Origin of the sequence: Streptomyces sp. NPDC006739 (assembly GCF_042869815.1) — a bacterium.
Taxonomy (GTDB): domain Bacteria; phylum Actinomycetota; class Actinomycetes; order Streptomycetales; family Streptomycetaceae; genus Streptomyces.
Window position 1 is genome coordinate 1 of sequence record NZ_JBIAGM010000049.1, and the last position, 26,774, is coordinate 26,774.

Annotated in this window: 23 protein-coding genes and 1 pseudogene; 17 read left to right on the forward strand and 7 right to left on the reverse strand. The window is 71.5% G+C overall.

Annotation, left to right across the window (positions count from 1 at the left end; genetic code table 11):
* Window positions 1-202 (forward strand): annotated as a pseudogene (locus ACFYMM_RS42210) (hypothetical protein); the annotation flags it as partial.
* Window positions 203-323: 121 nt separating this feature from the next.
* On the opposite strand, the gene mgtA reads toward ACFYMM_RS42210, so the two are convergent.
* Entirely contained in the window at window positions 324-2,984 is a 2,661-nt protein-coding gene (mgtA, locus tag ACFYMM_RS42215; RefSeq protein ID WP_388397669.1) for a magnesium-translocating P-type ATPase, read from the reverse strand.
* 995 nt (window positions 2,985-3,979) lie between these two features.
* Window positions 3,980-4,333: a hypothetical protein gene (locus ACFYMM_RS42220; RefSeq protein ID WP_388397671.1), complete on the reverse strand. Its 354-nt coding sequence runs from the start codon at window positions 4,331-4,333 to the stop codon at window positions 3,980-3,982.
* 300 nt (window positions 4,334-4,633) lie between these two features.
* Between ACFYMM_RS42220 and ppdK the strand changes: the two genes are divergently transcribed.
* Together ppdK and ACFYMM_RS42230 are read left to right on the forward strand one after the other, a co-directional pair.
* Window positions 4,634-7,321 (forward strand): pyruvate, phosphate dikinase, encoded by a 2,688-nt coding sequence (gene ppdK, locus ACFYMM_RS42225; RefSeq protein ID WP_388397673.1) that lies wholly within the window; start codon window positions 4,634-4,636, stop codon window positions 7,319-7,321.
* Between the two features lie 59 nt (window positions 7,322-7,380).
* Window positions 7,381-7,872, forward strand: coding sequence for a pyridoxamine 5'-phosphate oxidase family protein (locus ACFYMM_RS42230; protein ID WP_388397676.1), 492 nt, complete (start codon window positions 7,381-7,383; stop codon window positions 7,870-7,872).
* A 178-nt stretch (window positions 7,873-8,050) separates the two neighbouring features.
* Here the strand turns inward: ACFYMM_RS42230 and ACFYMM_RS42235 are convergent, their stop codons facing one another.
* Entirely contained in the window at window positions 8,051-9,571 is a 1,521-nt protein-coding gene (locus tag ACFYMM_RS42235; RefSeq protein WP_388397678.1) for a DUF1254 domain-containing protein, read from the reverse strand.
* 389 nt (window positions 9,572-9,960) lie between these two features.
* Here ACFYMM_RS42235 and ACFYMM_RS42240 point away from each other — a divergent pair, with 389 nt between their 5' ends.
* Complete coding sequence (locus tag ACFYMM_RS42240; protein WP_388397681.1) at window positions 9,961-10,134, forward strand: hypothetical protein; 174 nt, start codon at window positions 9,961-9,963, stop codon at window positions 10,132-10,134.
* A gap of 563 nt (window positions 10,135-10,697) precedes the next feature.
* Here the strand turns inward: ACFYMM_RS42240 and ACFYMM_RS42245 are convergent.
* Window positions 10,698-11,765, reverse strand: a complete 1,068-nt coding sequence (locus tag ACFYMM_RS42245; RefSeq protein ID WP_388397683.1) for a zinc-dependent alcohol dehydrogenase family protein — start codon at window positions 11,763-11,765, stop codon at window positions 10,698-10,700.
* 419 nt (window positions 11,766-12,184) lie between these two features.
* Between ACFYMM_RS42245 and ACFYMM_RS42250 the strand changes: the two genes are divergently transcribed.
* Both ACFYMM_RS42250 and ACFYMM_RS42255 read left to right on the forward strand, forming a co-directional pair.
* Complete coding sequence (locus tag ACFYMM_RS42250) at window positions 12,185-12,757, forward strand: hypothetical protein (RefSeq protein WP_388397685.1); 573 nt, start codon at window positions 12,185-12,187, stop codon at window positions 12,755-12,757.
* Between the two features lie 87 nt (window positions 12,758-12,844).
* Window positions 12,845-14,020 carry a site-2 protease family protein gene (locus tag ACFYMM_RS42255; RefSeq protein ID WP_388397688.1) on the forward strand — a complete coding sequence of 392 codons (1,176 nt, stop codon included), beginning with the start codon at window positions 12,845-12,847 and terminating at the stop codon, window positions 14,018-14,020.
* A 393-nt stretch (window positions 14,021-14,413) separates the two neighbouring features.
* On the opposite strand, the gene ACFYMM_RS42260 is transcribed toward ACFYMM_RS42255, so the two are convergent.
* A complete protein-coding gene (locus tag ACFYMM_RS42260) occupies window positions 14,414-15,235 on the reverse strand; it encodes a universal stress protein (RefSeq protein ID WP_388397690.1) in 822 nt (273 codons plus the stop codon).
* 25 nt (window positions 15,236-15,260) lie between these two features.
* Window positions 15,261-16,166 (reverse strand): universal stress protein, encoded by a 906-nt coding sequence (locus ACFYMM_RS42265; RefSeq protein ID WP_388397692.1) that lies wholly within the window; start codon window positions 16,164-16,166, stop codon window positions 15,261-15,263.
* A gap of 216 nt (window positions 16,167-16,382) precedes the next feature.
* Between ACFYMM_RS42265 and ACFYMM_RS42270 the strand changes: the two genes are divergently transcribed.
* On the forward strand, window positions 16,383-16,994 hold the full coding sequence (locus ACFYMM_RS42270) for a CBS domain-containing protein (RefSeq protein ID WP_388397694.1): 612 nt from the start codon (window positions 16,383-16,385) through the stop codon (window positions 16,992-16,994).
* 110 nt (window positions 16,995-17,104) lie between these two features.
* The gene (locus tag ACFYMM_RS42275) at window positions 17,105-17,809 is read left to right on the forward strand and encodes a response regulator (RefSeq protein ID WP_388397696.1); all 705 of its coding nucleotides are present in this window, start codon (window positions 17,105-17,107) and stop codon (window positions 17,807-17,809) included.
* A 36-nt stretch (window positions 17,810-17,845) separates the two neighbouring features.
* On the opposite strand, the gene ACFYMM_RS42280 is transcribed toward ACFYMM_RS42275, so the two are convergent.
* Window positions 17,846-18,730 carry a CBS domain-containing protein gene (locus tag ACFYMM_RS42280; protein ID WP_388397699.1) on the reverse strand — a complete coding sequence of 295 codons (885 nt, stop codon included), beginning with the start codon at window positions 18,728-18,730 and terminating at the stop codon, window positions 17,846-17,848.
* A 167-nt stretch (window positions 18,731-18,897) separates the two neighbouring features.
* Here ACFYMM_RS42280 and ACFYMM_RS42285 point away from each other — a divergent pair, with 167 nt between their 5' ends.
* From ACFYMM_RS42285 to ACFYMM_RS42325, 9 genes are read left to right on the forward strand one after another with little or no spacing between them, the layout of a single operon-like run.
* Window positions 18,898-19,335, forward strand: coding sequence for a hypothetical protein (locus tag ACFYMM_RS42285; RefSeq protein WP_388397701.1), 438 nt, complete (start codon window positions 18,898-18,900; stop codon window positions 19,333-19,335).
* The gene (locus ACFYMM_RS42290) at window positions 19,332-20,264 is read left to right on the forward strand and encodes a hypothetical protein (protein WP_388397704.1); all 933 of its coding nucleotides are present in this window, start codon (window positions 19,332-19,334) and stop codon (window positions 20,262-20,264) included. Before ACFYMM_RS42285 ends, ACFYMM_RS42290 begins: the two co-directional genes overlap by 4 nt.
* Window positions 20,251-21,693, forward strand: a complete 1,443-nt coding sequence (locus ACFYMM_RS42295) for a V-type ATPase 116kDa subunit family protein (RefSeq protein ID WP_388397707.1) — start codon at window positions 20,251-20,253, stop codon at window positions 21,691-21,693. Before ACFYMM_RS42290 ends, ACFYMM_RS42295 begins: the two co-directional genes overlap by 14 nt.
* Window positions 21,678-22,091 (forward strand): ATP synthase subunit C, encoded by a 414-nt coding sequence (locus tag ACFYMM_RS42300; protein ID WP_133920593.1) that lies wholly within the window; start codon window positions 21,678-21,680, stop codon window positions 22,089-22,091. Before ACFYMM_RS42295 ends, ACFYMM_RS42300 begins: the two co-directional genes overlap by 16 nt.
* A 2-nt stretch (window positions 22,092-22,093) precedes the next feature.
* Complete coding sequence (locus ACFYMM_RS42305) at window positions 22,094-22,321, forward strand: V-type ATP synthase subunit F (protein WP_388397709.1); 228 nt, start codon at window positions 22,094-22,096, stop codon at window positions 22,319-22,321.
* Window positions 22,318-22,827, forward strand: coding sequence for a hypothetical protein (locus ACFYMM_RS42310; RefSeq protein ID WP_388397712.1), 510 nt, complete (start codon window positions 22,318-22,320; stop codon window positions 22,825-22,827). Before ACFYMM_RS42305 ends, ACFYMM_RS42310 begins: the two co-directional genes overlap by 4 nt.
* Complete coding sequence (locus tag ACFYMM_RS42315) at window positions 22,824-24,620, forward strand: V-type ATP synthase subunit A (RefSeq protein WP_388397714.1); 1,797 nt, start codon at window positions 22,824-22,826, stop codon at window positions 24,618-24,620. The genes ACFYMM_RS42310 and ACFYMM_RS42315 overlap by 4 nt, the downstream gene beginning before the upstream one ends.
* A complete protein-coding gene (locus tag ACFYMM_RS42320) occupies window positions 24,617-26,011 on the forward strand; it encodes a V-type ATP synthase subunit B (RefSeq protein WP_388397717.1) in 1,395 nt (464 codons plus the stop codon). Before ACFYMM_RS42315 ends, ACFYMM_RS42320 begins: the two co-directional genes overlap by 4 nt.
* Window positions 26,008-26,628: a V-type ATP synthase subunit D gene (locus ACFYMM_RS42325; protein ID WP_388397719.1), complete on the forward strand. Its 621-nt coding sequence runs from the start codon at window positions 26,008-26,010 to the stop codon at window positions 26,626-26,628. The genes ACFYMM_RS42320 and ACFYMM_RS42325 overlap by 4 nt, the downstream gene beginning before the upstream one ends.
* Window positions 26,629-26,774 lie beyond the last annotated feature (146 nt).

Below are 26,774 nucleotides of genomic sequence, written 5' to 3' on the forward strand. Positions count from 1 at the left end.
CGAGATCGGCGTGGACAAGAACACCACCGTCGTCTTCCCGGCACCGCTGATGAGCACCATCGGCGAACTCGGCTCCTTCCTCGCCCGCGAAGCGACAGCAGCCGCCACCTCGGCGCAGCCGTCCCCCACGCCCGTAGCAACCCTCGGTCTGACGGGGTCCGCTCACGTGCCGGCACCGAACGGGGCGACCGAGACCAGGTGAGCGCACCTGCAAAGCACGAGACTGCAGTGCCCCACAGTTCACAGCCGCCCGACGGGTCACGGCACGGTGATGCGCTCCCCTGCCCGCGCCCCACCGCTCGCCGCAAGGCCGACGGTCTGCATCACGGTTCGCCGTCGACCGGCGTGGGGTGGGGCCCGGCAGTGCTGAAGCGGCCGGCACGGCGGCGCAGGTGACGGTGGCCGGCATAGTGCCGGGGAACCGGAGGTGCGGCGACTGCAGCCCCGTAGAAGAGCCGTTTGCCGATTTCGATGAGGGCCAGGTAGGCGAGGATCATGCCGACCAGCGTGGCGAAGAACCCTCCCGGAAGCGGTTGGAAGCCCAGGGTGTGCGCGAACGGGGTGGCGGGCAGCACCGCGCCGATCGTGACGACGCCGAGCGCGGCGAGAGTCAGCGGCAGGCTGGGGTGGCTGCGGAAGAACGGGATGCGCCGGGTGCGGATGGCGAAGATCACCAAGGTCTGGGTGGCCAGCGACTCGACGAACCAGCCGGAGCGGAACTGGGCCGGGCCGGAGTGGAAGACCCAGAGCATGACGCCGAAGGTGACGAAGTCGAACACCGAGCTGAGCGGCCCGAAGGAGAGCATGAACCGGCGGATGAAGGCGATGTCCCAGTGAGAGGGCTTGCGCAGCTGGTCCTCGTCCACGTTGTCCGTGGGGATGGCCAGCTGACTGCTGTCGTAGAGAAGGTTGTTCAGCAGGATCTGTGACGGGAGCATCGGCAGGAAGGACAGGAACAGCGAGGCGCCCGCGGCGGAGGCCATGTTGCCGAAGTTGCTCGAGGTACCCATAAGCACGTACTTGATGGTGTTGGCGAAGATCCGGCGGCCCTCGACCACACCGTCCGCGAGGACGTTGAGGTCCTTCTCCAGCAGGATGACGTCGGCCGCGTCCTTGGCGACGTCGGTTGCCGAGTCGACGGAGATGCCCACGTCGGCCGCGTGCAGGGCCAGTGCGTCATTGACTCCGTCGCCCAGGAACGCCACGCCGCCGCGGCTGAGCCGTTGCGCGTGCACGATACGGGCCTTGGCCTCGGGACTCACTCGTGCGAACACGGTGGTCCTGGTGATCGCTTCGGCCAGTTGTGCGTCGTCCAGGACGTCGACCTCGCTGCCGGTCATCGCGCCCGCGTCGGTGAGCCCCAGGTCGTGGCAGACCTTGGCGGCGACTGCGGCGTTGTCGCCGGTGACGACCTTCACCGCGATGCCGAGGTCGGCGAGTCTGCGCAGTGCTGTGGCGGCGTTCTGTTTGGGCGGGTCGAGGAACACCAGCAGTCCGGCCAGGCTCAGCTCCCGCTCGTCCTCGGGCCCGAGGGACCGCGTGGCGGTGTCGACGGGCCGGGTGGCGACGGCGATCACGCGGTTTCCCGCGGCGAACTCCGCCGCGAGCGCGTTACGGGCTCCGGGCGGGACGTCGACGCAGCGGTCCAGGACGGTCTCCGGAGCGCCTTTGGTGACCAGCAGCGAACGACCGTCCCTGCCTTGCACGAGGACCGAGATCATGCGGCGTTCGTGATCGAAGGGCAGCACCGCGAGCTGTACGTACCCGTCCAGGGCGGTCCACTCGCCCGCGGCGGCCGGAGACCGCCACAGGGCCTGGTCCAATGGGTTCCCGCCGACGTCCTGCGCATCGCGGGCCGCGTTCTCGGTACTGAGCAGCCCCCACCGCACGACCGCCTCGGAGCTGTGGCCGTCGGCGGGAACGGCGCGCATGTACTCGATGCGGCCCATGGTGAGCGTGCCGGTCTTGTCGGTGAACAGGACATCGACATCGCCCAGGTCCTCGATGCATACCAGCCGCTTGACCAGCACCTTGCGCCGGCTCATCCGGCGTGACCCGGCGGCCAGGCTGGTCGATACGACGGCGGGCAGCAGCTGCGGGGTGATACCGACCGCGATGGCGAGCGAGAACAGCAGCGCGTCGATGATCGGCTTGTGAAGCACCACGTTGATCACGAAGATCGAGGTCGTCAACGCACCCGCGACGTACACCAGCAGCAGGGAGAAGCGCCGCAGGCCGACCTGGAACTCGGTGTCGAGCGGGTGGGTGTCGAGCCCGGCGGCGATCTTGCCGAACTCGGCGTGCGCCCCGGTGGCCACCACCACCCCGCGAGCAGCACCGGTCCGGACGACCGTGCCCATCAGCGCACACCCGGACTGTTCGGCCAACGGGGTCCCGGCCGCGACCGCGGCGATGTTCTTGTCCACCGGCAGCGACTCGCCGGTCAGCACCGACTCGTCGCACTCCAGACCGGTGACCTCCAGCAGCCGCAGGTCCGCCGGCACGATGTCACCCAGACGCAGCTCCACCACATCACCCGGGACCAGCGACGTGACATCCACCAGCGTGGCCCGGCCGTCGCGCAGCGCCACGGTCTGGTGGTGAATCTGGGAGTGCAGCGCCTCGGCCGCCTTCTCGGCCCGGTACTCGTTGACGAAGCCCAGTCCCACGGACGCACTCACGATCAGCCCGATGATCACCGCATCGCTGCGCTCGCCCACCAGGAAGGACGCGACAGCGGCCGCCACCAGGAGCCCGAGCAGCGGCGAACGGAGCTGATGCCACAGCACAGGAAACACCCGGGCACGGTGCGTAGCGACCGCATTGGGGCCGAACTGCGCCTGCCGTCGTGCGGCCTCCTGGCCACCCAGGCCCTCCCCGGCGACGACACCGAGCTCACGAAGGACTTCGTCTCCCGACAAGGCCGCCGCCGACATCACCCCGGGCGCGAGCACGGCCGGCTGCGCCGGAGCAGAGACGCTCACCCTGCCCAGCCTTCGGAAGTGGGTGCACCGTTCCTCGGGCACAGGCTGGTCTCACGATCTCGGCACCGCTGGTTGGTCATACGCATCGCCGCCCTGGGGCTCCACGCCCGGTGAGGACGCAGGGCGCCTGCGGAGGGCGCCGTGGACGTCACGGACGTGGTGTCGTTGTGCCTCGGTGAGGCCACAGGAGACGGGTTTGTCGAAGCAGGGATCAATACGGTCACCGCCGATGGCCAGGTTGCTGGGGATGCTCTGACTAGGGGCCTCCCGACGCGGACACGGCAACGGTGGTGAACCGGTTCGGCGGAGGGGCGCCGACGGGGCCGTGGACATCGCTTTCGTGGCCTTGGAGTCCGTGGCAGCCCCAGACAGCTCGCTGGATGGCGAAGGTGGCGCAGGCGCTGGGCCCGGAGTCGGCTTCCTTGTCTGTTCGGCCCGGGATTCCGTCATGGAAACGCAGTCTGCCGTCGAGCCGGATCAACGCGAAGATCATGGGAAACGCCTGGTTTCATGCGTCCGGTAGGTGTGATCCGGGAGCCGCGACGGTGCCGGGGCGGGGGGAGGTAGGGGAGCGGACCTGTCTGCCCGCCGCGCGACTTTTTCCATCCTCCGTCGATCGCATGAATTAGGCCACTTTTCTGGCTAGGGAGAGGCTGCTGAGACAGGGACCGAGTTCGTTCTGACCGAGGTGAGAGCGCCGGCGCTGGGGGCGAGTGCTGGTCCTCACGGGACTGGCCACCACGCTTCGACCATGGGTGGGAGGCAGCCCGGCCGGGTGGCGTATCCGGGCTCGGAGCCCCGGCTGCCCACGGTGGTCGGTCGGGGGCCGGCAACGGCGCGTGCGGGTCGGCTTTTCCAGCGGCGTCACTCGGCTGTTCGACGCCGGAAGACGTACAGGTCGGCGATGGCCACGGTGCCTGTCGCGGTCCTGTCGGCGTCGAGGGTGCAAGCACCCTCCGGCGAGCTGAGGAAGCAACCAGTCGTGACGGCCCGCTCTACCTGACCGGACCTTCAGCTTCTCCTGGCTGTTGGTCGGGCATGTCCAGGATGGCCTCCCGGGTGTAGTGCGGGCTCCTTGGGGATGGGGCCGCCCCGGGGGCCATGAGTTCGGCGAGGAGCCTGTTCAGGTCATCCGTGGACAGCCCCAGGCCCAGGGTCTGCACGATGCGCAGAGCGCAGTCCCGGATGGACTGAGCGCTCTTCTCGGGCGCCGCTGTACTCCTGATCTCGTCACACACCCGGCTGAACTGCTCAGCGCTGATCGTTGGCTGACTCACCGGTTGCACCATGGTGCGCTCCTCCTGGAAGAACGGGCCGTTCCACCCGCTCTTCCAGAAAGCGCTGAGCACACCCCAATGGCAACTGGAGAGAGCAAGCGCGCAGGCGATCGGCAGGAGGCGCTCAGACTTCGCCAGCCGGCGCCTGGCCCTGCGGTCCGCCCGCTTCGGAATCGGTTCCTGACCGCCTCCGCCGACAAATGCAGCACGGCCGTACCGGTGTGGCCGGAGACCGTCTCCCGACGCCGGAACGGGCCGCTCTCGCCACTCGGGGCCGGTCGGCCCACGCCGTGGGACGGAGGGCACCTGCCCCGGCGCGGCACTTTCTTCCAGGCTGGGAAGCACAAGACCTCGGAGCCGAGGAGTGGCGTCATGGTCCGCTATGTGTACGACTTCCAGGACGGTGGCCGTGACCTGGCCGGCCTCCTCGGCGGCAAGGGCGCGAACCTGGCCGAGATGACCCGGCTCGGGATGCCGGTACCGCCGGGGTTCATCGTCTCCACCGAAGCCTGCCGCGCGTTCCTGGCCACCGGCGAGGAACCGGAGGGGATGTCGGCGGAGGTCTCCCGGCACCTCTCGGCGCTGGAGGCGGGGGCCGGGCGGCAGCTCGGGCAGGGTGACGACCCGCTGCTGGTGTCCGTCCGATCCGGGGCCCCTTTCTCGATGCCCGGCATGATGGAGACGGTCCTCGACATCGGTCTCAACGACGACTCCGTGCTCGGCCTGGCCAAGGTGTCCGGCAGCGAGCGCTTCGCCTGGGACTCCTACCGCCGGCTCGTCCACATGTACGGCAGCACGGTGCTGGGAGTCGATCCGGCCCTGTTCGACGAGGCCATGACCCTGCTGAAGGACGCCCGCGAGGCCCCCGACGACCTCCATCTCGACGCGAGCGACCTCGCATGGCTGGTGGAGACGTACAAGAGCCTGATCCGGGACGAGACCGGCCGCGACTTCCCGCAGTCCCCCGCCCAGCAGCTCCAGCAGGCGATCCTCGCCGTCTTCCGGTCCTGGAACGCCGAGCGCGCCGTGCTGTACCGACGGCGCGAGCGCATCCCGGACGACCTGGGAACGGCCGTCACCGTGCAGCGCATGGTGTTCGGCAACCTCGGCCCCGACTCGGGCAGCGGCGTCGCCTTCACCCGCGATCCGGCCACCGGGCGCCCCGGCCTGTACGGCGACTACCTGCCGAACGCCCAGGGCGAGGACGTCGTGTCGGGCGTACGGGACGCAGTAACGCTGGCCGAGCTGGAACGGCTGGACCCTCGCTCGTACCGGCAACTGCGCGATCACGCACAGACGCTGGAACGGCACTACCGCGACCTGTGCGACATCGAGTTCACCATCGAGCGCGGAACGCTGTGGATGCTGCAGACCCGGGTGGGCAAGCGCACCGCCGAGGCCGCCTTCGCCATCGCCACCGAGCTGGTGCAGGAAGGTCTCATCAGTTCCGACGAGGGCCTGGCGCGGGTGAGCGGTGACGGGCTGGCCCGGCTGATGTTCCCGCGCTTCGACACCACCGCCACGGGCGAGCCGCTTGCCCACGGTGTGCCGGCCTCGCCGGGTGCCGCGGTGGGCGCGGCCGTGTTCGACTCCGCGGAGGCCGTACGACGTGCCGCGGCCGACGAGAAGGTGGTACTCGTCCGCGAGGAGACGACGCCCGACGACCTGCCCGGGATGGTGGCCGCGCAGGCGGTGCTGACCGGCCGCGGCGGCAAGACCAGCCACGCGGCCGTCGTCGCCCGTGGCATGGGCAAGGTGTGCGTGTGCGGGGCGCAGGACATCACCGTCAACGCTGGGGCACGGCGATTCACCGCCCGTGACGGCGTTGTCGTCGAGGAGGGCACCGTCATCTCGGTCGACGGTTCCACCGGTGACGTGTACCTCGGGGCAGTCCCGTTGGTCGCGTCGGCGACCATGCGCTACCTGGAGAGAGGTGAGCAGGCCGACAGCGTGGTCTGCGCGGTGGCCCGGGCGCTGGACCACGCCGACTCGGTACGGCGGTTGGACGTGCGCGCCAACGCCGACAGCCCCGAAGACGCTGCCCGGGCCCGGAGGTTCGGAGCCAGGGGCATCGGGCTGTGCCGCACCGAGCACATGTTCCTCGGCGAGCGGCGCAAGCTGGTCGAGGAGATGATCCTCGCCCGTACGGATGCCGACCGCGCCCGCGCGCTGGAGGCTCTGCTGCCGCTCCAGCGGCGGGACTTCACGGGCATCCTGGAGGCGATGGACGGCCTCCCGGTCACCATCCGGCTGCTCGACCCGCCGCTGCACGAGTTCCTGCCCGACCGCACCGACCTGGCCGTCCGCATCGCCACCGCCGAGGCCACGGGACGACAACCGGACGCGCACCACGTGGAGTTGCTGGCAGCGGTGAACCGGATGCACGAGGAGAACCCGATGCTCGGGCTGCGTGGCGTGCGGCTCGGCCTGGTGGTTCCGGGACTGGTCGCGATGCAGGTCCGGGCGATCGCCGAGGCGGTCGTAGAGCGCACGCGAGCGGGTGGCTCTCCGCACGCGGAGATCATGGTGCCGCTCGTCGGCGCCGTCGAGGAACTGCGGCTCGCCCGCGGGGAGGTGGCCCGCGTTCTGACCGAGGTCGGTGAGGAGACCGGCACACCTGTCCACTGCCCTGTCGGCACGATGATCGAACTGCCCCGGGCGGCGCTCACGGCCGGCCGGATCGCCGAGGAGGCGGCGTTCTTCTCCTTCGGCACCAACGACCTCACCCAGACCACCTGGGGCTTCTCCCGGGACGACGTGGAGGCCGCGTTCTTCTCGGCCTACCTGGACAAGGGCGTCTTCGCCGACTCGCCCTTCGAGACGCTCGACCGGGAGGGCGTGGGCCGACTGGTCCGGATCGCCGTCGAGGAGGGACGTGCGGCCCGCCCGGACCTCGAGACCGGCGTCTGCGGCGAGCACGGCGGTGACCCGGAGTCGATCCACTTCTTCCATGAGGTGGGCCTGGACTACGTCTCCTGCTCGCCGTTCCGGGTCCCGGTGGCCCGTCTCGAGGCGGGCAGGGCGGCGCTGGCGGACATGGACACGAGTGACAGCAGGTGAGGGCGACGCACGGTCGCTTCACCGGTGCGGGCCCGACCGGCAGCGGAAGGAGGCACGTGATGGCAGCCAGTGAGATGCGAGCACTTCAGCGGATCAACCTCGACCATGCCGAGGCGCTGCGGTTGCTGGGCAGCGTGTCCCTGGGCAGGATCGTCTTCACCCGGCAGGCCCTGCCCACCGTACGCCCGGTCAACCACGTCCTGGACAACGGGTACATCGTCATCCGCACGCACGAGGGCGCCGCGCTGACGTCTCACGCGCAGCCGGCCGACAGCGCGGGCGTCGTCGTGGCGTACGAGGCCGATGCCATCGACCCGGACACCCACCTCGGCTGGAGCGTGGTCGTCACGGGGTATGCCCAGTTGGTGACCGACCCGGTGGAACTGGAGCGTATCCGCGGGCTGCTACAGCCTTGGGCACCGATGGAACCCGTGGACCAGGCGGTGCGCATCCGCCCAGAACTGGTCACCGGTGTCCTCCTCACGGAGACGGACGGTACGTCCATCCGGCCGGAGGCTGCAGTCGGTCGCCCGACTCCGGCAGGGCATTGATCAGGGTGTCCGTGGAGGAACGCCCGGCACCGCTGCCGCTGGAGTCAACCCCGGCAGGAATGCAATGCCGAGGACAGCCGGCCGACGGGCCTGGAGACGGCTCGGAGGCCGCCCCCGCCGCCCAGGCTGACCAGCAGGACCTCTCGGCAGCCTCCCTGTCCGAGCACCGGGGTCGGCGTCAGGCGATGCGGGTCAGCGGAGGGCACTCCCAAGTCGCGTCGAGCACCTCGGGACGGGGCCGGTACATGCGAAGGGCCACGAACCAGGTGCCGTCCTTCGCGGTGGGCAGCCAGTTGGCTTCACTGTCCTGGCCGGGCGTCTCACTCTGCAGGTGGATGGTGAGTCCTCCGTCCGCGTCCCACTGCAGGCCGGTGGTCCGGTCGCCGATCGAGTAGCGGTCGGCAGGATTTGCGATGAGGTTCATGTCCTCTCCGTAGGCGGTCAGCGACCAGAAGGCGTCGACCGGTGGCAACGCGTCGATGGCGAAGCGGAGTCGGTACCTGCCGTCACAGGCCAGCTTGTTGCCGTCGGAGTCCTCGAAGTTGAGCAGGTAGACGGCTTCGGCGGGGTCGTTGGCGGCGATGCCGAGCAGCGCCTGGTCGGCGGCGCGTTTGAGGAAGTCGTCGCCGAAGCGTCCCATCTGCGGGGGCGGGTAGCGCCAACCGTTGACCAGGTGGGCCCAGTCGCCGCTGAGGGTCTGCTGCCTGAGCAGGGGCGTGCCGACGGCGGCGGCCCGGATCAGGCTCTGTTTGACCGACTCGGGCTGTGCTTCGACGTCGAGCCCTGGCCCCACGCCGATCTGGGCGAACTGCTGGAGAAGGACCTCGTGATGGGATGGCGGGGGGTTCTCGGCCAGCATCGCGTTCAGGGTCTTCCACGGCCCCAGGGGGTCCTCCGCGGCCGGGATCGGTGTCAGGACGTCACGGCTCTCGGGGACCTTCGCGTCCTGCTTGCTGTACAGGCTGAGCGGGGTGAGCCGGTACTGCTCCTGGAGTTCCCGGACGCGTGGCACGTCGGCTGGGCCGCTGACGAGGGTGCGGCCCAGGATGAGAACCCAGGGGCTCGGCGCCTCCTTCAGTTGCCGCACCCCGGCAGGGAGCTTTCCCTGCCAGCCCGGACCGACGAGAGCGAAGCTGCCCGCGCCGGAGCCGGTGGTGCGCTGACCCACGTAGTCGAAGTTGTCGGAGGTGATCCCGACCAGCTCGAAGGTGAAGTAACGATCACCCATGTCCGGATGGGAGAGGATGACCGGCTCGCTGCCGAGGCTCACCCAGGCCGCCGAATACACGGTGTCGGTGTTGGGGCATCCTCCGTCGCGGTAGGTCGCGTCCAGCAACCGCTGGGCGTGCCAGAAGTGGTTGACGGGTGCGTACGGCACCGTCGACGGGTTCCGCGGCTGTGTCACCCAGTCGTGCCTCAGCTGGGCATTGTAGATGTACGGAAACCCGTAGACGAACGCCTGCTCACCGAGGGTGTAGGCGTACTCGGCCCGCCAGTCGTCCATACGCCCGGTCAGGATCGGCTTCACCGCCTGACCCAGTGCGGGCACCATGGTGGGCAGGTGGCGTGCGCGATCGATCGTGGCCCTCGGATGCAGGGCCGCACGTCCGGCGGCCCGTGCCACCGCGACGGCGGTGCCGGCCACGTCCTCGGGGATGCGCCGCCAGGCTGGGCGCTGCGATGATTCGGGTTCGGTCATATCAACACCACTTCACTCAACAGCCATCGAGGCATGAGCATCGAGGCATGGGCTCCGTCAGCCGGCCACGTGAGATCCGCCCCCCGGCACCATCCTCCCCCGCTTCACCGGTCGGCGCAGCCGGAGAGACTCTGACCGCCTCACCGAGCGCCACCGGGCGCGGGTGGCTGCCTCTCCCCGTAGGGGCGTGATCGCACTCGTACGGCCGAACGGCGAATCCCACCCGAGAGCGGAGGTGCGAACAGGCCCATAGGTTCACGACCATGAGGTTGGGGCCCTGGGAATCGCCGATGCCAGTCGGCGTCAACGGTTGCAGACCGCCCAGAACCATCGTCGTGTCGCGGAAAGCCAGTGCCCGTATGTCGTCAACACCGCCCGACCGGCCTCCAATGACCAGGACGCGCGAGAACCTCCACGGCGTTCCGCACGCGGAGATCATCGTCTTCCCCAAAGATGCCGACAACTCTGGAGCGACCGGCATTGTTTACAACACTCTCGGTCTCCCCGTCGACTTCACCGACGAAGAGTTCCGCGCCCTGGACGCCGATGCCCTGGCAGCCTAGGACGCACCACCCGGTGGGTCTTCCTGAAAGGAAACGAGATCCACGAACTCGTCTTCCGCGAAGGACACCGGTACGTCGGGCAAAGCCTCTCCCGGCACGTCGACCAGGACCTGGACGTGGAGCAACTGCCCACGCTGCGGGAACGCCTGCGGCTCCCCGACGGCCGGCAGTACCGCGTCCGCACGCTCGACGAAGACCTGCGGGTGGGCGCACGAGAGGCCGGGCCTTGCGCGGTACCAAGTCCAAGGTCAACAACAAGGTGAACATCGCCTGCGGCAACATCAAGGCCGCCAACGCCACCGTCTACGTCGTCGCCGCAGTCCTCCAGCCCCCGTCCTGACCCACAACTCCCGTTCCGGGAGTACCCGTAGCGGCCCTGGCACGGGAGTTCCTTCGCCCGGCCTCCGGCCGTGGCAGCGTTGTTTCACACCAGCGGCCGTACCGGTCGGCGAGGACGAAGGCGGAGAAACCCCGCAGCAGTAGGCTGCCGCCGCTCGTGGTCCCGGCTGCCGTGTCCTGGAGCGATCACGCCCCGGCGATGCACGGCGCCGTCCCCCTCTCGCTCAGGCCGCACGAACGGCCACTTCCGCGTGCCGCTCCCCGCCGAGCACCACCTTCAGCGCACCGGTCTCGCCGGCTTCGGAGAAGACGTCGTACGCCTCTTCCATCTGGTGCAGCGGGAAGGTGTGGGTGACCAGTTGCCCGGTGGGCAGCCGGCCGGCCGCGGCCATCCGCAGCAGCGTCGGGGTGGAGTAGGTGTCCACCAGGCCGGTCGTGATGGTCACGTTCTTGATCCACAGGTCTTCGAGGTGGAGCGTGGCGGGCTTGCCGTGCACGCCGACGTTGGCGACATGCCCACCGGGGCGGACCATGCGGGTGCACAGCTCGAAGCTCTCCGGCACGCCGACCGCCTCGATGACCACGTCGGCCCCGAGCCCACCGGTGAGGTCGTCGACCAGGCCGGGCGCCTCGTGCACCTCGGCCACCGCGTCGGCACCGAGCCGGTGCGCGGCCTCCAGGCGGGCCGGAGCCAGGTCGACGGCAATGATCCGCTCGGGCGAGAACAGCCGGGCCGTGGCGATGGCCGCGAGTCCGATCGGCCCTGCACCGACGATGGCCACCGTGTCGCCCGGACGCACGTGCCCGTTGAGGACGCCCACCTCGTAGGACGTCGGGAAGATGTCCGCGAACAGGACGGCTTCTTCGCTGGGCACGGCGGCGGGCAGCGGGTGGACGGACAGGTCGGCGTACGGCACACGGACGTATTCGGCCTGGGTGCCGTCGACGAGGCGGCCGAGAATCCAGCCTCCGCCGCCCCGGCACTGTCCGTAGGAGCCGTCCCGGCAGAACCGGCACCGGCCGCACGAGGTGATGCAGGAGAGCAGCACCCGGTCCCCGGGACGCACGGTGCGCACATCGCTCCCCACCTCGACGACCTCACCGACCGCCTCGTGGCCGAGCACCGTGCCGGGACGCACCTCGGGCACGTCGCCCTTGAGGATGTGCAGGTCCGTCCCGCAGACGGTCACCGCGCCGACCATGACGATCGCGTCGGTCGGCTCCTTGACGGCCGGGTCCGGCACGTCCTGCCAGGACGCCTGTCCCGGACCGTGGAAGACGAAGCCCTTCATAGCGTTCCTCACCCTGTCGTCTGCTGCGGGACCAGCGCTCCGGCGCGTACGACCAGAGCCGCTCGCCGGGACCGGCACGGTGCCGGGAAGCACCCCGCACGTCCAGCCTGAGCGGTGCGCAGGAGGTCGCGCTTGGGCCTTCCGGCCCCTGTACACAACCGGACGGCGCCTTAAGCTCACCGGCCCGTGGCAGCGCGGCTTCGGTACCGCAACGGGGCCTGACGGACCGAGATCACTTCCACACCCACAGCGGTCTTGGGCGTCTCGCCCAGGAAGCCAACCAATAGGGACCAATGGACCCCACCAGCGCGTGAGCCGGGGTCCGGGCGGCCTTTCACCGAGCCCTGTCGGCCCCTGTGGGCGCGGACCCGCCGGAGTCACCGTCGAAGAAGGCACCGCTCGAGGAGGTGTGCCGTCTCATGAGCACCAAGAAGCGGCTGTGGCGGTGGCGGAGCAATCCGCTGCGACGGCACGAGGACGTCGTCGAGGCCTGGGTCGTCCTGACGGTCTGGCTGATGGTCGCCCTTGCCGGCACCGTCGCCGCACTGGTGACGGCCCGCAGCGCCGAGCACGAGTACGCGGAGCAGCGCGCTCACAGGCACGCCGTCCGAGCGGTCCTTCTCGCCGACGCGCCACACGAGGTCAGCGCGGACCGGCAGAACGACGGCCGTGTTCAGGGCTCCGTGCGCTGGACAGCTCCAGACGGCACCCCTCGTAGCGGGCAGACGCTGGTCGACGGTGGTCTGAAAGCCGGAGCCTCGGTGACCGTCTGGCAGGACGACCAGGGCCGGGTCACGCTCTCACAGCCGACGGGCCGTAACGAAGGGCACGTCGAGGCCGCCCTCTTCGGTGCCGCGGCCGCCCTCGCCGTCGCGGCACCGGTCTTCGGCGCGGGCGCCGTCGCACGCGCGCGGCTCGACCGGCGTCGCATGGCCCGCTGGGACCAGGAGTGGGATTCGGTGGGACCGCGATGGGGCCCGAAGACGGGCTGAACCGTACGGCCGGGAGCCGCACCCCTCGCACCCGCTGAGCGGGCACGGCGGCCCTCGGTCCGCAAGCTGGATGATGAGGCGAGGTCCATGAACGAGACGCTGTCCCTCGGCCGGATCGCCGGCATTCGTGTCGGCCTGCACTGGAGCGTCCTGGTCATCGTCGTCCTGGTGACGGTCGCTCTCGCGCGTGGTGAATTCCCTGCCACCCATCCCGGCCACTCCGCCGTGCAGTACTGGGCTCTGGCCCTGCTGGCCGCGGTCGTCTTCCTCGCCTCGCTGCTGGCGCACGAGCTGGCGCACGCCCTGGTCGCCCGCCGCAACGGCGTACAGGTCGACGGCATCACCCTGTGGATGCTGGGCGGCGCCGCACGCCTGCACAGCGAGGCCACGACCCCGGCCGCGGAGCTGCGCATCGCCGCCGTGGGGCCGCTCACCAGCCTGCTGGCCGGTGGTGTCCTCGCGGGGGTTGCCGCCGGGCTGGGCGCGCTGCACGCGTCCGGGCTCGTGGTCGAGGCGGTCGCCTGGCTGTCCGCGATCAACATCCTGCTGGCCGTCTTCAACGCGCTGCCCGCCGCCCCGCTCGACGGGGGGCGGCTGTTGCGGGCGTACCTGTGGCATCGCACCGGCGACCGGCTGCGGGCCACCCGCGGCGCCTCGGCCGCGGGCCGGGCGCTGGGCTGGTTCATGGTGGTGACCGGCTTCGCGGCCGTGCTCTTCGGGCACAACCTGTCCGGCCTGTGGCCCGCGCTGATCGGCTGGTTCCTCATCAGCGCGGCGACCGCGGAGGCCCGCCAGGCCGAGATGCGCAGCGTGCTGGGCGGTGTCCCGGTCAGCCGCGTCATGACCCCCAACCCGGTCACGGTGCCGGACACGGCGGCCCTCGCCGACTTCCTGGCCGAGGGACCCTTCGGTCACTACCGCCACTCGGCCTTCCCGGTGCTGGCCGCAGATGGCTCGGTGGTCGGTCTGCTCACCGTGCGCCGTGTCGAGATGACGCCGGCCCAGTCGCGTGCGAGCACGACCGTCGGCAAGGTGATGCGTCCGTTGGATGACGTCGTCATCGCCGCGCCCGAGGAGCCGGTGCTCGACCTGCTGCCTCGGCTGCAGGTGAGCCCGGTACGCCGTGCAGTGGTCATGGACGGAGGACGCCTTCTCGGCATCCTCACCGTCGCCGACATCACCCGGGCCCTGGCGTGGCCGGCCGGGCCCACACAGACCCTGCCGCGGAGCACCGACTCGCATCTCACGAAGAAGGCATCATGACGGACTCAACCACCGGAGGGACCACTGCCCTGCCCCAGGGCCACGTCGAGGTATGCCACCCGGGAAGCTGCGGGCAAGGTCGCCGTACGAGGACACGCCCCCGTCACCGACCAGCTTGTCGAGGCAGGCCCGACCAGCTTGTCGAGGCAGGCGGAGACGACCGCGGCCCCACGCCCGTCGAGATTCTCGTTGTGCCGCTCGCCTCGTGCGTCGCCTACTCTGCCGGGCGCTTCCTGGAGCGCCATCACGTCGACTGCCAACGGTTGCGTGTGGCAGTGACTTCACGATGACTGACGACCGGCCGATCCGCGTGGCCAACCACCGCAGGTGACGATCGAGTTCAGGCTGACGCGACCGGTGGAGCCATCTGTGACGTCGCCTGTGCGGGCGGGCTCAGACGCGCTCCGGAACCACGGCCACCGGGCAGGCGGCGTGGTGGAGCACCCCATGGGCGACGCGGCCGAGTTGGAGCCCGAAGTGTCCCTCGCGGCGCCGGGCCCCGACGACCAGCAGGTCGGCTTCGCGGGACACCGCCAGCAGGGCGTCGCGGGCGAAGCCCTCGATCGTACGGCGGTACACCTTCAGGTCGGCCGGGATGTCCCGCAGTGCCTCCTCCACCGTTTCCGCGGCTTGCCGCTCCTGCAGGTGGGCCGGTTCTCCGACCATCAGAGGATGCGCGCGGGGCTCGTGCAGCGGACGCCGCCAGGCCCGCACGGCTTCCAGCGGGACCCCGTGCAGCAGGGCCTCCTCGATCGCGAACCGTGCGGCGGCCGAGTGCGTCGGCTTCTCGCTCACCCCCAGGACGATGCGACCGCGTGCCCCCGAGCGGGCCTGATTGTCATGGCTTCCGCGCAGGACGATGACCGGGCAGTGCGCGTGCCCGGCCACCGTGACACTGACGGAGCCGAGAAGTGCCTCGGTCACACCGCTGCGGCCTCGGCAGCCCAGGACCATCGCGAGAGCGCTGCGGCTCTCCCGTATCAGGCTGTACTCCGGTTCCTCGGGCAGGATGTCGGTAGTGATCTTCACGCCCGGCTGTCGGCGGCGAGCGCGCCACTCGGCGGTCTCGGCGATGAGACGGAGCGGCGCCCCGCGCAGGGCTGCCTCGTCGGCGGCCCACTCCACGGCTCTGAGGCTCGGCTCGGAGCCGTCGACACCGACGACGATCGGGAGGTGCGCGGGCTCGCCGAAGGCCCGTGCGGCTGATGCCTTCATGGGTTCTCCTTCTCGGGGTGCCGGCTCAACTGTGCGCGACGACCGCGACGGGGGCGGTGATGTGGTGAAGGGCCGAGTGCGTGACATGGCCGATGTGAGCGCCGAAGGCGCCGCTGCGGATGTGCCGGCCGACGACCACCAGGGAGGCGTCGCGGGAATCGTTGACGAGTACCTGGGCGGCGCTGCCGCACCGGCTCGCCTCGATCACCTCGACGTCCGGGAACTTCTGCCGCCAGGGACGCAGCGCCTTGCTCAGCAGAGAGGCCTGTCCGCGCTCGAGCGTGTCGTAGAGTTCGGCGTCACCGGTGAAGCGGTAGAAGGACGTGGGCGGTTCGGGCCAGGCGTGGACGGCTCGTAGAGCGGCTTTCCGGCGAGCGGCTGCGTCGAAGGCGAATTCCAGCAGTGTGTCGTCCGGATGGTCGATGTCGAGGCCCAGTACGACGGGACGGAACGGCGCCGCAGCGGACGGTACGCCTGCCGGGTCCATCCTGTGCTCGTCTGCGGCCTGCTCTTGCGCCCGAACGAGCACCACGGGACGTTCGGCACGAGCCACGACACCCAGACTGACCGAGCCGACCATGAAACCGCCGAATCCGCCGAAGCCCCTCGATCCCAGTACCAGCAGGTCGGCGTAGCCCGCCGCCTCGCACAGGACGTCGGCCACGGTCCCCGTCAGTTGCTCGGTGGTCACTTCGATGCCCGGGTGACGAAGCCGGATGCCGTCCGCGGACTCGTGCGTCAACTGCTGGGCCCAGTGCCGGTAACCGTCAAGGTCCAGCAACGGGGTGCGGGCCACGTATGTGGGCGTCGGCTCCTGGACATGCACGATCTTCAGGGGCAGGCCACGCAGCAGCGCTTCGCGAGCCGCCCACTCGGCTGCGGCCCGGCTTTCGGGCGAGTCGTCGAGGCCGACGGCGACGGTTCGGGACATGGTCCCCACCTCCCGGTACGCGGTTTCCGCCATCAGCGTGGCGCTGCGGCGCCTGCCGCATCAGGGGCCACAGGGCCCGTTCGGGGACCGACCGGCCCTCTGCGATGCGGTAGCCGGACGAGCCGGTCAGGGGCCGGGCGGCCCCTGGCCCGCCTCCGGCTCCCGGCACACCCTGGAAGGAGCCGGACACCCCGTCGAGGCCCTCGTGGAGTCACCATGTACGGCACCCCGCACATCGTCAGCAACGTCATGACCCAGACGGTCGCGGCCGTCGGCCGCCGGGCCCCCTTCAAGGAGATCGTGCAGCTGATGCAGGACTGGCGGGTCAGCGCCCTGCCGGTGATCGAGGGCGAGGGCCGGGTGGTCGGGGTCGTGTCCGAGGCCGACCTGCTACCCAAGGAGGAGCTCCGGGACGACCCCGACGCGGGCTGTCTCCAACTGCGTCAGCTCGTCGACGTGGCCAAGGCCGCCGCCCTTACCGCAGGAGACTTGATGTCCTCCCCCGCCGTCACGGTCCGGGCCGCTGCCACGCTCGCCGAGGCCGCCCGCATCATGGCGCGGGAGGGGGTCAAGAGGCTGCCCGTGGTGGACGAGGCCGAGCTGCTGACCGGCGTCGTCAGCCGGGCCGACCTGCTGAAGGTCTTCCTGCGCGACGACGAGGACATCGCGGGAGAGGTCAGGCGCGAGATCGCCTCGTATCTCTTCCCGCCGCCGACGTCGACCGTGCAGGTGGAGGTGCACGACGGCGTCGTGACGCTCACCGGGGGGTGGTGGACGTGGGGTTCGACCTCGCACATGACGGCGGGACGCAGTAGCCGCGGGGGATAGCGCCGCCGGGTGACTGGGGCCGGTCGGCCCTGGTGCAACCTCCACCATCAGGTGATGATCGACGTCTAGGACATTCGGCAGTGTGCCGTCGTCCGAGGAATCGAGGTTCCATGACCGGGACACGTACCTTCAACGAGCAGGACCCGATCCGGGTGTTCCTGCTCGACGACCACGAAGTCGTACGGCGCGGACTGACCGACCTCCTCGACGCCGAACCGGACATCTGCGTGGTCGGCGACGCGGACACCGCCGAACACGCGCTCACCCGGGGCCCGGCCCTGCGACCGCACGTCGCCGTGCTCGACGTCCGCCTGCCCGACGGCGACGGCATCACCGTCTGCCGCGAGCTGCGCGACCGGATGCCGGAACTGGCGTGCCTGATGCTGACCTCCTTCGACGACGAGGAGGCCCTGCTCGACGCGATCATGGCCGGGGCGGCCGGATACGTGCTGAAGCAGATCAAGGGCTCCGACCTCGTGTCGGCGGTGCGCTCCGTCGCCTCGGGGCAGTCGATGCTGGACCCGGCCACGACCGCCCGGCTCATGCGATCCCTACGGGCCGACTCGGCCGAGGTTCCCTCGCTGCCCCCTGAACTGGCCGGCCTCTCGCCCCGAGAACGCGACATTCTCGCGCTGATCGGCGACGGTCTGACCAACCGCGAGATCGGCAAGAAGCTGTACCTGTCGGAGAAGACCGTCAAGAACCACATCTCACGGCTGCTGGCCAAACTGGGCGTGCAGCGCCGTGTCCAGGCTGCGGTCCTCGCCTCGCACTTGGACCAGCACGAATCCGGCCCGCACCACTCCCACTACTAGGTCAAGGATCGTTCCTCCTGCTGAGGGCGGCCGGAATCAGGCGGCTGTGAGCAGGTTCTTCACCTCGACGACGTCGGTGAGCTCCTCCACCTCCGCCACGAGCCGGGCCAGTGTCGTCGAGGGCAGCCGCCCGGTCAGCTCCACGATGCCGTCGTGCACGGCCACCTCCACGTTCTCGCGGTCATCCGGTGGGCAGCACGCCGCGATCGTTGCGTCGACCTCCGTCCGGATACCGGCGTCGTCCCTGATGAGCGACTGCAGCAGCGCTTCGCGGCGCACGACGCCCACCAGGCGACCCTCGCGGTCGGCGACGGGCATCCGCTTCAGCCGGGACAGCGCGGCGAGCCAGGCCGCCTCGGCAACAGTCGCGTCCGGCAGCACCGTGATCGCGGGACTTGTCATCAGGTCGGCGGCCACGTCGCCACGGGCCTTGCCATGGATCCGGCGCTCACGCAGCCTGCCGATGCGGCCGGGCCGGTGACCGGATGCCTCGAAGGCGACCTTGGCCAGCAGGTCGGACTCCGAGACGACACCGACCACATGGTCCTCGGCGTCCACGACGGGGAGCGCCCCCGCGTGCTCGCGCGCCAGCGAGCGGGCGATGTCGCGGTACGGCAGGTCTTCGCGCAGGGAGGCAGCGGGCACGTCCATCACGTCCCGCACCAGGGGCAGCCCCAGTTCGGGCGGGGATGTGGACGGTGGCGTGAGCGGGGCGGACGGAGGTGCGGGGCGGGCCGTAGCGCTATGCAGAGTCGTCGGAGCCTGCGCTTCTGTACCTGCATGCTTGGCGGCTGCGGTGGCCACAGCACCCAGGTAGCGGAGCAGCGTGTCCTGCCGTGCTGTTTCGCCGGGGCTCCGGGGGCGAGAGGGCACATCCCGCCGGGCTGCGGCCTCCGCGGAGAAGTTCTCGTGCTCGTTCACGGCCGCCTCCTGATTCCGTCGAGTTGCCTGTCGTCCCAGTCTTTCGCCCTCGCTGCCCGTGCCTAGAGCCGAACGGCCCTGGTGGACCGGCGTGACGGCACTATCCGGTGCGGGCCGGGACGGCAACGGTGAGACTGAAGGGGCAGCCGATCGTCAGGAGGCCGGCGATGACCTTGCGGGACTTCCTGGAGCGGTTCCGTCCGGCGGGCACGCCGGGAGCAGCCGCCACCGGCGTGCCCGCAGACCGTACGGCGGAACGCGCCGCGGAGCTGGAGCCCGCCCTCACCCGGCTGGCAGACGTTCAGCAGGAGGCGGCACGGATCCGGGCAGCCGCTGAGCAGGAGGCCGAGGCCTTGCGGCAGAACGCCGCGCGAGAGGCGGCACGCATGGTGGATGCCGCGCGCGAGCACGCCCCCGAGGTTCGCCGGCAGGCCGCGGCACCCCTCCTGCGGGAGGCGCGGCAGGAGGCGGACGCCCTCCGCGCCGCCGGAGACCGCACTGCCTCGGCGATCCGCGAGCGGGCCTTTCAACGTATGCCCCACCTGGTGGATCTCGCTGTGGCCGACGGCCTGCGCCTTACAGGCAGGGAGCGAGAAGAGTCATGAGTGGCGGGTGGGTCGCCGGCGCGGTGCGGGCGAAGGCCCTTGTCGGCAGATGCCCGGGAACCGTCGGGGCGCGGGAGGTCGCGGGTCGGCCGACGCTCGACGACGCCCTGCAACGCCTGGCGCCCACGCCCTACGCGAGATACACGCGGTCGGCGGCAGACCTGCGCGAGGCCCAGCGGGCAGTGTCCGCCACCCTGCTGTGGCATCTGCGGGTACTGGCCGGCTGGCTGCCCCGTGGCGGTGCCCGCCTGCTGGTTCCGCTCGCCGCCGGGTTCGAGATCGCCAACGTGGCCTCCCGGCTCCCCGCACCCGATGGTCGCCGCGCGGAGGCGGCGCCGGAGCCCTATCGGCTCGGGGCACTGGAGACCGCCTGGCGAAGTCTGGAACGCGCCGGGACACCCGCTGAGACACGGGCGGCGCTCACGGCGTCGCCCTGGGGGGACCCGGGCGGCGACACGCCGTGGGCCCTGGTCACCGGCATGCGGATGGCCGCCGCGCGCCGCACCGCCATCGCCGTACAGCCCGCGCGCCGCTGGGCACAGGGACGCGCCGTCCTGCTGGCGGCTCGGGAACTGTTCGTACATCACCGCTCTCTTCCGGAGCCCGTACTGCGCGATGCGGCACGGCTGCTCGGGAGGCGGGCGACGGCCGCCGCCACGTACCAGGAGTTCCGCGAGCGTCTGCCCTCCTCCGCGGGTTGGCCCCTGGAGGGCATCGACGAACCGGGTGAACTGTGGCGGGCGGAGGCCCGCTGGTGGCGGACGGTGCAAGCGGACGGCGCGGTGCTGCTGCGCGAGGGCCGGTACGGGCCCCCAGTAGTCGTCGGTGCGGTGGCGCTGCTGTCCGTGGACGCCTGGCGGGTGCGGGCGGCCCTGGAGTCGGCGGCTCGCGGGGGACGGCCCAGGGAAGTGTTCGATGCCCTGGTCTGAAGCGGTGACGCCGGTCCGGATGCGCCGTGTGGCGGTGGTCGTCCCGCAGGCGGCCCTGCGGGACGCTCTGGTACGGATAGCCGAGCAGGGCTGCGTAGAACTGGACCGCGCCGAGGAGGCGGCTCCCGGGGCAGCGGCCGTGCGACTGCAGCGGCTGCGGGGACGGGGCGCGAAAGCCGGGCCCGAAAGCGCCGCGACAGCAGTCCTGGCCACCGCCGCGCCCGACCTCGACCTGCTCGAACGCGGTGGAAACGCCGCGCTGTTGGCGGGCGAGGCCCAGCTGCAGGAGCGCGCGGAAGGTGCCGTGCGACAGGGAGAGGTGGCCGCGCTGGCCGGGTGGTGCCCGGCCGGCGAGGTATCCCGCGTCGCGGGGCGCCTGGCCGCTGCGGGAGGCGCGCTGCTGCCGCTGCCGTGCCCGCGCGGAACCGATCCGCCGACGCTGCTGCGGCCGGGCCGGGCCGCCTCCTTCACGCCGCTGGTGACGACGTACGGGACACCCGCCTACGCGGACGTCGATCCCTCGTGGCCGGCGGGCCTCGCCTATGTCGCGATGTTCGGGATCATGTTCGGCGACGTGGGGCACGGTGCGCTGCTGGTACTCGGCGCGGTCGCGTTGCGCCTCGGGTGGCCGCGCCGGTTGGCCGGGCTGGGCCGGTTGTGGCCGTTCCTCGCGGGTGCGGGCGTCGCCTCCATGGCGGCGGGTGCCGCCTACGGCGAGTTCTTCGGGCCGACGGGCCTGCTGCCGGTGCTGTGGCTGAGCCCGCTGGAGAGTCCTGCCCGTCTGCTGGCCGCCGCCGTGGTGTTCGGTGCCGGTCTGCTGGCCCTCGCACACGCCGCCGGAGCGGTGAACCGGGTGCGTGAGGACGGCTGGGGCTCGGGGCTGTACGCGGCAACGGGCTGTGCCGGGCTGCTGTTCTACCTGGGCCTCGCTCTGGCCGCGGCGGGCCCGGTGCTGCACCGGCAGGCTCCGGCCGTCACCGGAGCCGCTCTCGCCGTCACCGGGCTGGCGCTGGTGGGGTTCGGCCTGTTCCGGGCCACTGCGGGCGGCGGCGCGGGACTCGCCGAGACGGTGGTGCGGCTGTTCGACGTCATCGTACGGACCGGCACCAACACCCTGTCGTTCGCCCGGCTGGCCGCCTTCGGCCTGACCCATGCCGCCCTCGCGGATCTTGTGTGGCGCGGTACCACCGGCCTGGCCGGGCGTGGCGCCGCCGGGGTCGCGGGCGCCGCCCTGCTGTTCGTCGTGGGCACGGCCGTCTCCTTCGGCCTGGAAGCCCTGGTGGCCGGTGTGCAGGCGCTGCGGCTGGAGTTCTACGAACTCTTCTCCCGGCTCTTCGAGACGGAGGGCCGACCGTTCCGTCCCTGGCACGTTCCCCCGGCGGAGCCTGCCGATCCCGCTACGAAGGTGATCCCATGCTCACCTGGCTGATCGTCCTGCCGGTCCTCGTGGCGGTGCTCGGCGCCGTCCGGCTGCTGCGGCGGCGCCGCACCAGACATGCTTTCCGCTGGCTCCTGGCCACGAACATCGCCCTGCTGGGCGGCGCTCTCGTCGTCCTCGCCACGGCGTTGGCAGGTCCGGCGCAGGCCTCGGCGCAGGCCGCCGCGTCCGGTGGGGTCAACGGATCCGCCTTGATCGGGGCGGCCATCGCGGTGGCCGGCGCGTCGATAGGGGCCGCGATCGCCGTCGCCTACACGGGTGCCGCGGCGCTGGCCGCGCTGAGTGAACGGCCGGAGATGTTCGGCCGGGCCATGGTGATCGTCGGTCTGGCGGAGGGCATCGCGGTGTACGGGCTGGTGGTCGCGATCCTGCTGATCGGAAAGGCCTGACGATGGGCACAGTGGCCGCCATCGGCGCACGGACCAGCGTGTCGGGTCTGGCCCTGGCGGGGGTCGACGTCCTCGTCGCGGAGGATCCGGACGCCGTCCGGAGCGCCTGGCGGACGCTGCCCGGAACGGTCGGTCTGGTGATCCTCACGGCCGTGGCCGCCGAAGCGCTGGGCAGCGCGGCGACGGCGCCTGACCCGTCCCGGCCGCTGACGGTGGTGATGCCCGGATGACCGCGCCTTTGGACGCACTGAGCCCCGTCCGCGCCGAGTTGCTGCGCGCGGCACGGGCCTCGGCCGACGCGCTCGGGGACCGTGCGCGCGCCGACGCGGAGGAATCCTTGCGCTCGGCCCGCGCCGCGGCCGAGGCAGTGCTCTCCCAGGCCCGGGACCTCGGCAGGGCCGACGGTGCCGCCGAGGCGGCTCGGGAACGGGTGCGGGCGGTCCAGGACGCCTGGGCGGCGGAACTCGCGGCCCGCGCCGAGGTCTATGCGGCCCTGAGGGCGTCGGTTCGCGCGGGTGTGCGAAAGGCGTTCGCGGAGGACGCGTCTCTGCAGTCGCGCTGCGCGGAGGCGGCACGAGGGCTCTTGGGTCCGCAGGCGAGGGTCACTGCAGCCTCGGGGGGCGGGGTGACGGCCGAGGTGCCCGGCCGCCGCGTCGACCTGTCGGCGGACGCCCTTGCCGATCGCGCCCTGGACCGGCTCGGTGTCCTGGCCGAGACGTTGTGGGAGCCGGCATGACCACCATCGGCCCTCCGTCGGACTCGTTGGAAGGGCCCACGCTTCCGCAGATCACGCCCGGCACTCCGCCGGACGACGCGGACCGCCCACGGATCCTCCGTGTCGCCGGGCCCCTCGTGGAGATCACCTGCCCGCCCACGGTGGCCATGCACGACCTGGTCGTGCTGGGTGCTGCCCGGCTGCCGGGCGAGGTGGTCGCCATCCACGGCGACACCGCCACCATCGAGGCGTACGAGTACACCGGCGGACTCGCACCCGGGCACCCCGCGGAGCCCCAGGGGCGCCCCCTGTCGGTGCAGCTGGCACCGGATCTGCTCGGCGGCGTGTTCGACGGACTGCTGCGCCCTCTGGCCGGCATCGGCGACCTTCTCACGGCAGGCGGACCGACGACCGGTGAACCGGACCGGCGCACCTGGTCGTTCACACCACGGGTGGCTGAGGGAGCAACGGTCGCGGCCGGTGACGTCCTCGGTGAGATCGGCGCGGGTGTGCCGCTGCGGGTCCTGGTGCCCCCGAACCTGTCGGGGGAGGTGACTTGGGTCGCGGCGGCCGGCGATCACCCCTCGGACATCGCGCTCGCCGTGGTGGACGGTCAGGAAGTGCGTATGGAGCAGTCCTGGCCGGTACGGAGACCGCGACCCGTCGCGCGGCGGTTGCCGGCGGACGTGCCCCTGAACACCGGGCAGCGTGCCGTCGACCTGCTCTTCCCGGTGGCGCGTGGCAGCACCGTCGCCGTGCCCGGTGGCTTCGGCACCGGCAAGACCATGCTGCTGCAGCAGATCGCCAAGTGGTGCGACGCCGACGTCATCGTCTACGTCGGCTGCGGCGAGCGCGGCAACGAGATGGCGGACGTCATCGAGGAGTTGGCGGAGCTGACCGATCCACGGACCGGGGGCCGTCTGGCGGAGCGGACCGTGACGATCGCGAACACTTCCAACATGCCGATGATGGCCCGCGAGGCCGGCGTGCACACGGGCGCGACGGTCGCCGAGTACTTCCGCGACATGGGCCTCGACGTCGTTCTGATCGCCGACTCGACCTCCCGCTGGGCGGAAGCGCTGCGCGAGTTCGCCTCCCGCATGGGCGAACTCCCCGCCGAGGAGGGCTACCCGGCGGGGCTCGCCTCGCAACTGGCCGCGTTCTACGAGCGGGCCGCCGCCGTGCGCACCCTCGGCGGCGCGACCGGCTCGGTCACGGTGATCGGCGCGGTGTCTCCCCCGGGCGGTGACCGCACCGAGCCCGTCACCGCACACACCGAGCGCTTCGTGCGCTGCCTGTGGAGCCTGGACCGCGATCTCGCCTACGCGCGCCACTATCCCGCGGTGTCCTGGTCGGAGTCCTTCTCCCGGGACGCCGCCACACTGGCCACCGCCCATGCGCGGGCCGGTGACGCCGGGTGGGCCGAACGGCGTGGACGTGTCGCGCGGCAGCTCGCGGAGGCGGACCGACTGGCCGACCTGGTCGAGCTGGTCGGGATCACGGCTCTGCCACCCCGGGAACGGATCAGTGTGCTCGCCGGACGGCTGCTGCGCGAAGCCGCGATCCAGCAGAACGCGCTGTCCCCCGAGGACGCCTACTGCGCGCCCCAGAAGACGGCAGCCCTCGTGGAGGCCGTACTGACGGTCATCGACCGCTGCCTGGAACTGGTGGAATCCGGAATCCCTGCGGACGTCGTCGAAGCGGTCGACTTCACCCCGCTGCTGCGGGCGCGCGAGACGGCGGGCCCCGCCGAGACCGCTCCGGTCGCCGCGGCCCGCGACACCGTGCTGGCCCGGCTCGAGGAGGCGGCATGACCGGCGCCGTGCGCATCGAGTACACGGGGGTGCGGGATCTGCGCGGCCCTCTCCTGTTCGTCGAGGGGGTGAGCGGGGTCGGGTGGGACGAGTTCGCCACGATCGTCCTCGACTCCGGTGAACGACGGCACGGCCTGGTCCTGGAAGTGGACCGGGACATCGCGGTGGTGCAGGTCCTTCAGGACACCGCCGGCATGAACCGCACCGGCACCCGCGTCGCCTTCTCCGGCACACCACTGCGGATCCCGGTCGGGACGGGCTGGCTGGGGCGGGTGTGCAACGGCCGGGGCGAACCGGCCGACGGTGGGCCACCGGTGCTGGGCGGGGCGTACGCGGAGGTCGTCGGCGCACCGATCAACCCGGTACGCCGGGAACCGCCGAGCGAGGCGGTACTCACCGGCGTGGGCGCCGTGGACGTGCTCACCACACTGGTGCGTGGCCAGAAGCTGCCGGTGTTCTCGGCGGCCGGGCTGCCGCACCTGGAACTGGCCGTGCAGATCACCGCCCAGGCGACGTGCGGGGGTGAGCCGTTCGCCGTCGTGTTCGCCGGCATGGGGCTCACCCACGCCGACACGGCGTTCGTCCGCGAAGGGCTGGCGGCCCGCTCGGCCGCGAGGGAACTGGTCCTGTTCCTCAACACCGCCGACGACCCGGTGATCGAACGGCTGCTCACCCCGCGACTCGCCCTGACCGTCGCCGAGCATTTGGCCTTCACCGAGGGCCGTCACGTCCTGGCGGTCATGACGGACATGACGGCGTACTCGGAGGCGCTGCGCGAGGTGTCCGCCGCGCGTGGCGAGATTCCGGCCCGCCGGGCCTATCCCGGTTACCTCTACAGCGACCTCGCGTCCCTCTACGAACGCTGTGGCCGCATCAAGGGGCGGTCGGGGTCGGTGACCATCCTGCCCGTTCTCACCATGCCCGCAGGCGACATCACCCACCCCGTCCCGGACCTCACCGGCTACATCACGGAAGGTCAGATCGTGCTCTCCGGCGAGGTGCAGGCGGCAGGTACGTATCCGCCGGTGGATCCGCTGGCTTCGCTGTCGCGGCTGATGCGCAAGGGAACCGGAGCGGGACGCACCCGCGCGGACCATCCCGCCGTCGCGGCGCAGTTGATCGCCGCGCTGGCACGGTCCCGGCAGGTGCGAGAACTCGCCGACCTGATCGGACGCTCGGCGCTCAGCCCGACCGATCTGCGCCATCTGGAGCTGGAGGACGCCTTCCGGCACCGGTTCCTGGCGCAGGGCACCGACGAGGACCGGTCGCTGGACGACGCCCTGGACCGGGCCTGGGAGGTGCTGCTGACCCTGCCGCGCAGCCAGCTCGGCATGCTCCCGGCCGACCTGCTCGACGCCCACGCTCCGCCGCAGGACCAGGAGGCACGATGAGTCCGCGGGCGCGCCGGGTCCCGGCGGGACGCGCCGGGCGCCTGCGACTGCGTCGCAGTCTCGCCACGGCGGTTCGCGGAGCGGACCTCCTGGAACGCAAACTCCGGCTCCTGCTGGACCGGGAGCACACGGCACGGCAAGCGGCCGAGGACGCGGCCCGGGTGTGGCGACAGAGGCTGGCCGAGGCGGAATCGTGGCTCGTGCGAGGAGTGCTGCTCGGCGGCGAAAGCGCACTGGCCGAGGCGGCACCGGCCGGGCGGGCGCGTGTCGACGTCCAGTGGGGCGCGCTGATGGGCGTGCGCCACCCGGCGGTGGTCACCTGGACGGACCCCGTCCGCTCCCCTCGGGAACAGACACCGCCCAACACCGCCCTCGCGCACGCCGAGACGGCCTATCGTGCAGCCGCCCGTGCCGCGGCGGAACTCGCCGCCCCCCAAGCGGCCGCCGAGCTTCTGGCCGCCGAGGCCGTACGGACCCGGCAGCGGGTCCGCGCCCTGCGCCGGCATTGGATCCCTCGGCTGCAGGACGAACTGGCCGTAGCAGAGTTGGCGTTGGAGGAGGCGGAGCACGAAGAAGCGGTACGGCGCCGCTGGGCCGCCGGGCACGGCGGCACCTGAGCATTTCGCGCGACCGGCGGGGGGGGGGGGGGGGGGGGGGGCCCCCCCCCCCCCCCGGGGGGCGGGGGGGGGGGGGGGCGGGGCCCCCGGGGGGGGGGGCCCCCCCCGGGGGGGGGGCCCCCCCCCCCAAAGGAGCACAAGCTCGG

Coding starts and splice junctions, on each gene's coding strand:
- ppdK (WP_388397673.1), top strand. CDS start 4,634: ATGGTCCGCTATGTGTACGACTTCCAGGACGGTGGCCGTGACCTGGCC.
- ACFYMM_RS42230 (WP_388397676.1), top strand. CDS start 7,381: ATGGCAGCCAGTGAGATGCGAGCACTTCAGCGGATCAACCTCGACCAT.
- ACFYMM_RS42235 (WP_388397678.1), bottom strand. CDS start 9,571: ATGACCGAACCCGAATCATCGCAGCGCCCAGCCTGGCGGCGCATCCCC.
- ACFYMM_RS42240 (WP_388397681.1), top strand. CDS start 9,961: ATGACCAGGACGCGCGAGAACCTCCACGGCGTTCCGCACGCGGAGATC.
- ACFYMM_RS42245 (WP_388397683.1), bottom strand. CDS start 11,765: ATGAAGGGCTTCGTCTTCCACGGTCCGGGACAGGCGTCCTGGCAGGAC.
- ACFYMM_RS42250 (WP_388397685.1), top strand. CDS start 12,185: ATGAGCACCAAGAAGCGGCTGTGGCGGTGGCGGAGCAATCCGCTGCGA.
- ACFYMM_RS42255 (WP_388397688.1), top strand. CDS start 12,845: ATGAACGAGACGCTGTCCCTCGGCCGGATCGCCGGCATTCGTGTCGGC.
- ACFYMM_RS42260 (WP_388397690.1), bottom strand. CDS start 15,235: ATGAAGGCATCAGCCGCACGGGCCTTCGGCGAGCCCGCGCACCTCCCG.
- ACFYMM_RS42265 (WP_388397692.1), bottom strand. CDS start 16,166: ATGTCCCGAACCGTCGCCGTCGGCCTCGACGACTCGCCCGAAAGCCGG.
- ACFYMM_RS42270 (WP_388397694.1), top strand. CDS start 16,383: ATGTACGGCACCCCGCACATCGTCAGCAACGTCATGACCCAGACGGTC.
- ACFYMM_RS42275 (WP_388397696.1), top strand. CDS start 17,105: ATGACCGGGACACGTACCTTCAACGAGCAGGACCCGATCCGGGTGTTC.
- ACFYMM_RS42285 (WP_388397701.1), top strand. CDS start 18,898: ATGACCTTGCGGGACTTCCTGGAGCGGTTCCGTCCGGCGGGCACGCCG.
- ACFYMM_RS42290 (WP_388397704.1), top strand. CDS start 19,332: ATGAGTGGCGGGTGGGTCGCCGGCGCGGTGCGGGCGAAGGCCCTTGTC.
- ACFYMM_RS42295 (WP_388397707.1), top strand. CDS start 20,251: ATGCCCTGGTCTGAAGCGGTGACGCCGGTCCGGATGCGCCGTGTGGCG.
- ACFYMM_RS42300 (WP_133920593.1), top strand. CDS start 21,678: ATGCTCACCTGGCTGATCGTCCTGCCGGTCCTCGTGGCGGTGCTCGGC.
- ACFYMM_RS42305 (WP_388397709.1), top strand. CDS start 22,094: ATGGGCACAGTGGCCGCCATCGGCGCACGGACCAGCGTGTCGGGTCTG.
- ACFYMM_RS42310 (WP_388397712.1), top strand. CDS start 22,318: ATGACCGCGCCTTTGGACGCACTGAGCCCCGTCCGCGCCGAGTTGCTG.
- ACFYMM_RS42315 (WP_388397714.1), top strand. CDS start 22,824: ATGACCACCATCGGCCCTCCGTCGGACTCGTTGGAAGGGCCCACGCTT.
- ACFYMM_RS42320 (WP_388397717.1), top strand. CDS start 24,617: ATGACCGGCGCCGTGCGCATCGAGTACACGGGGGTGCGGGATCTGCGC.
- ACFYMM_RS42325 (WP_388397719.1), top strand. CDS start 26,008: ATGAGTCCGCGGGCGCGCCGGGTCCCGGCGGGACGCGCCGGGCGCCTG.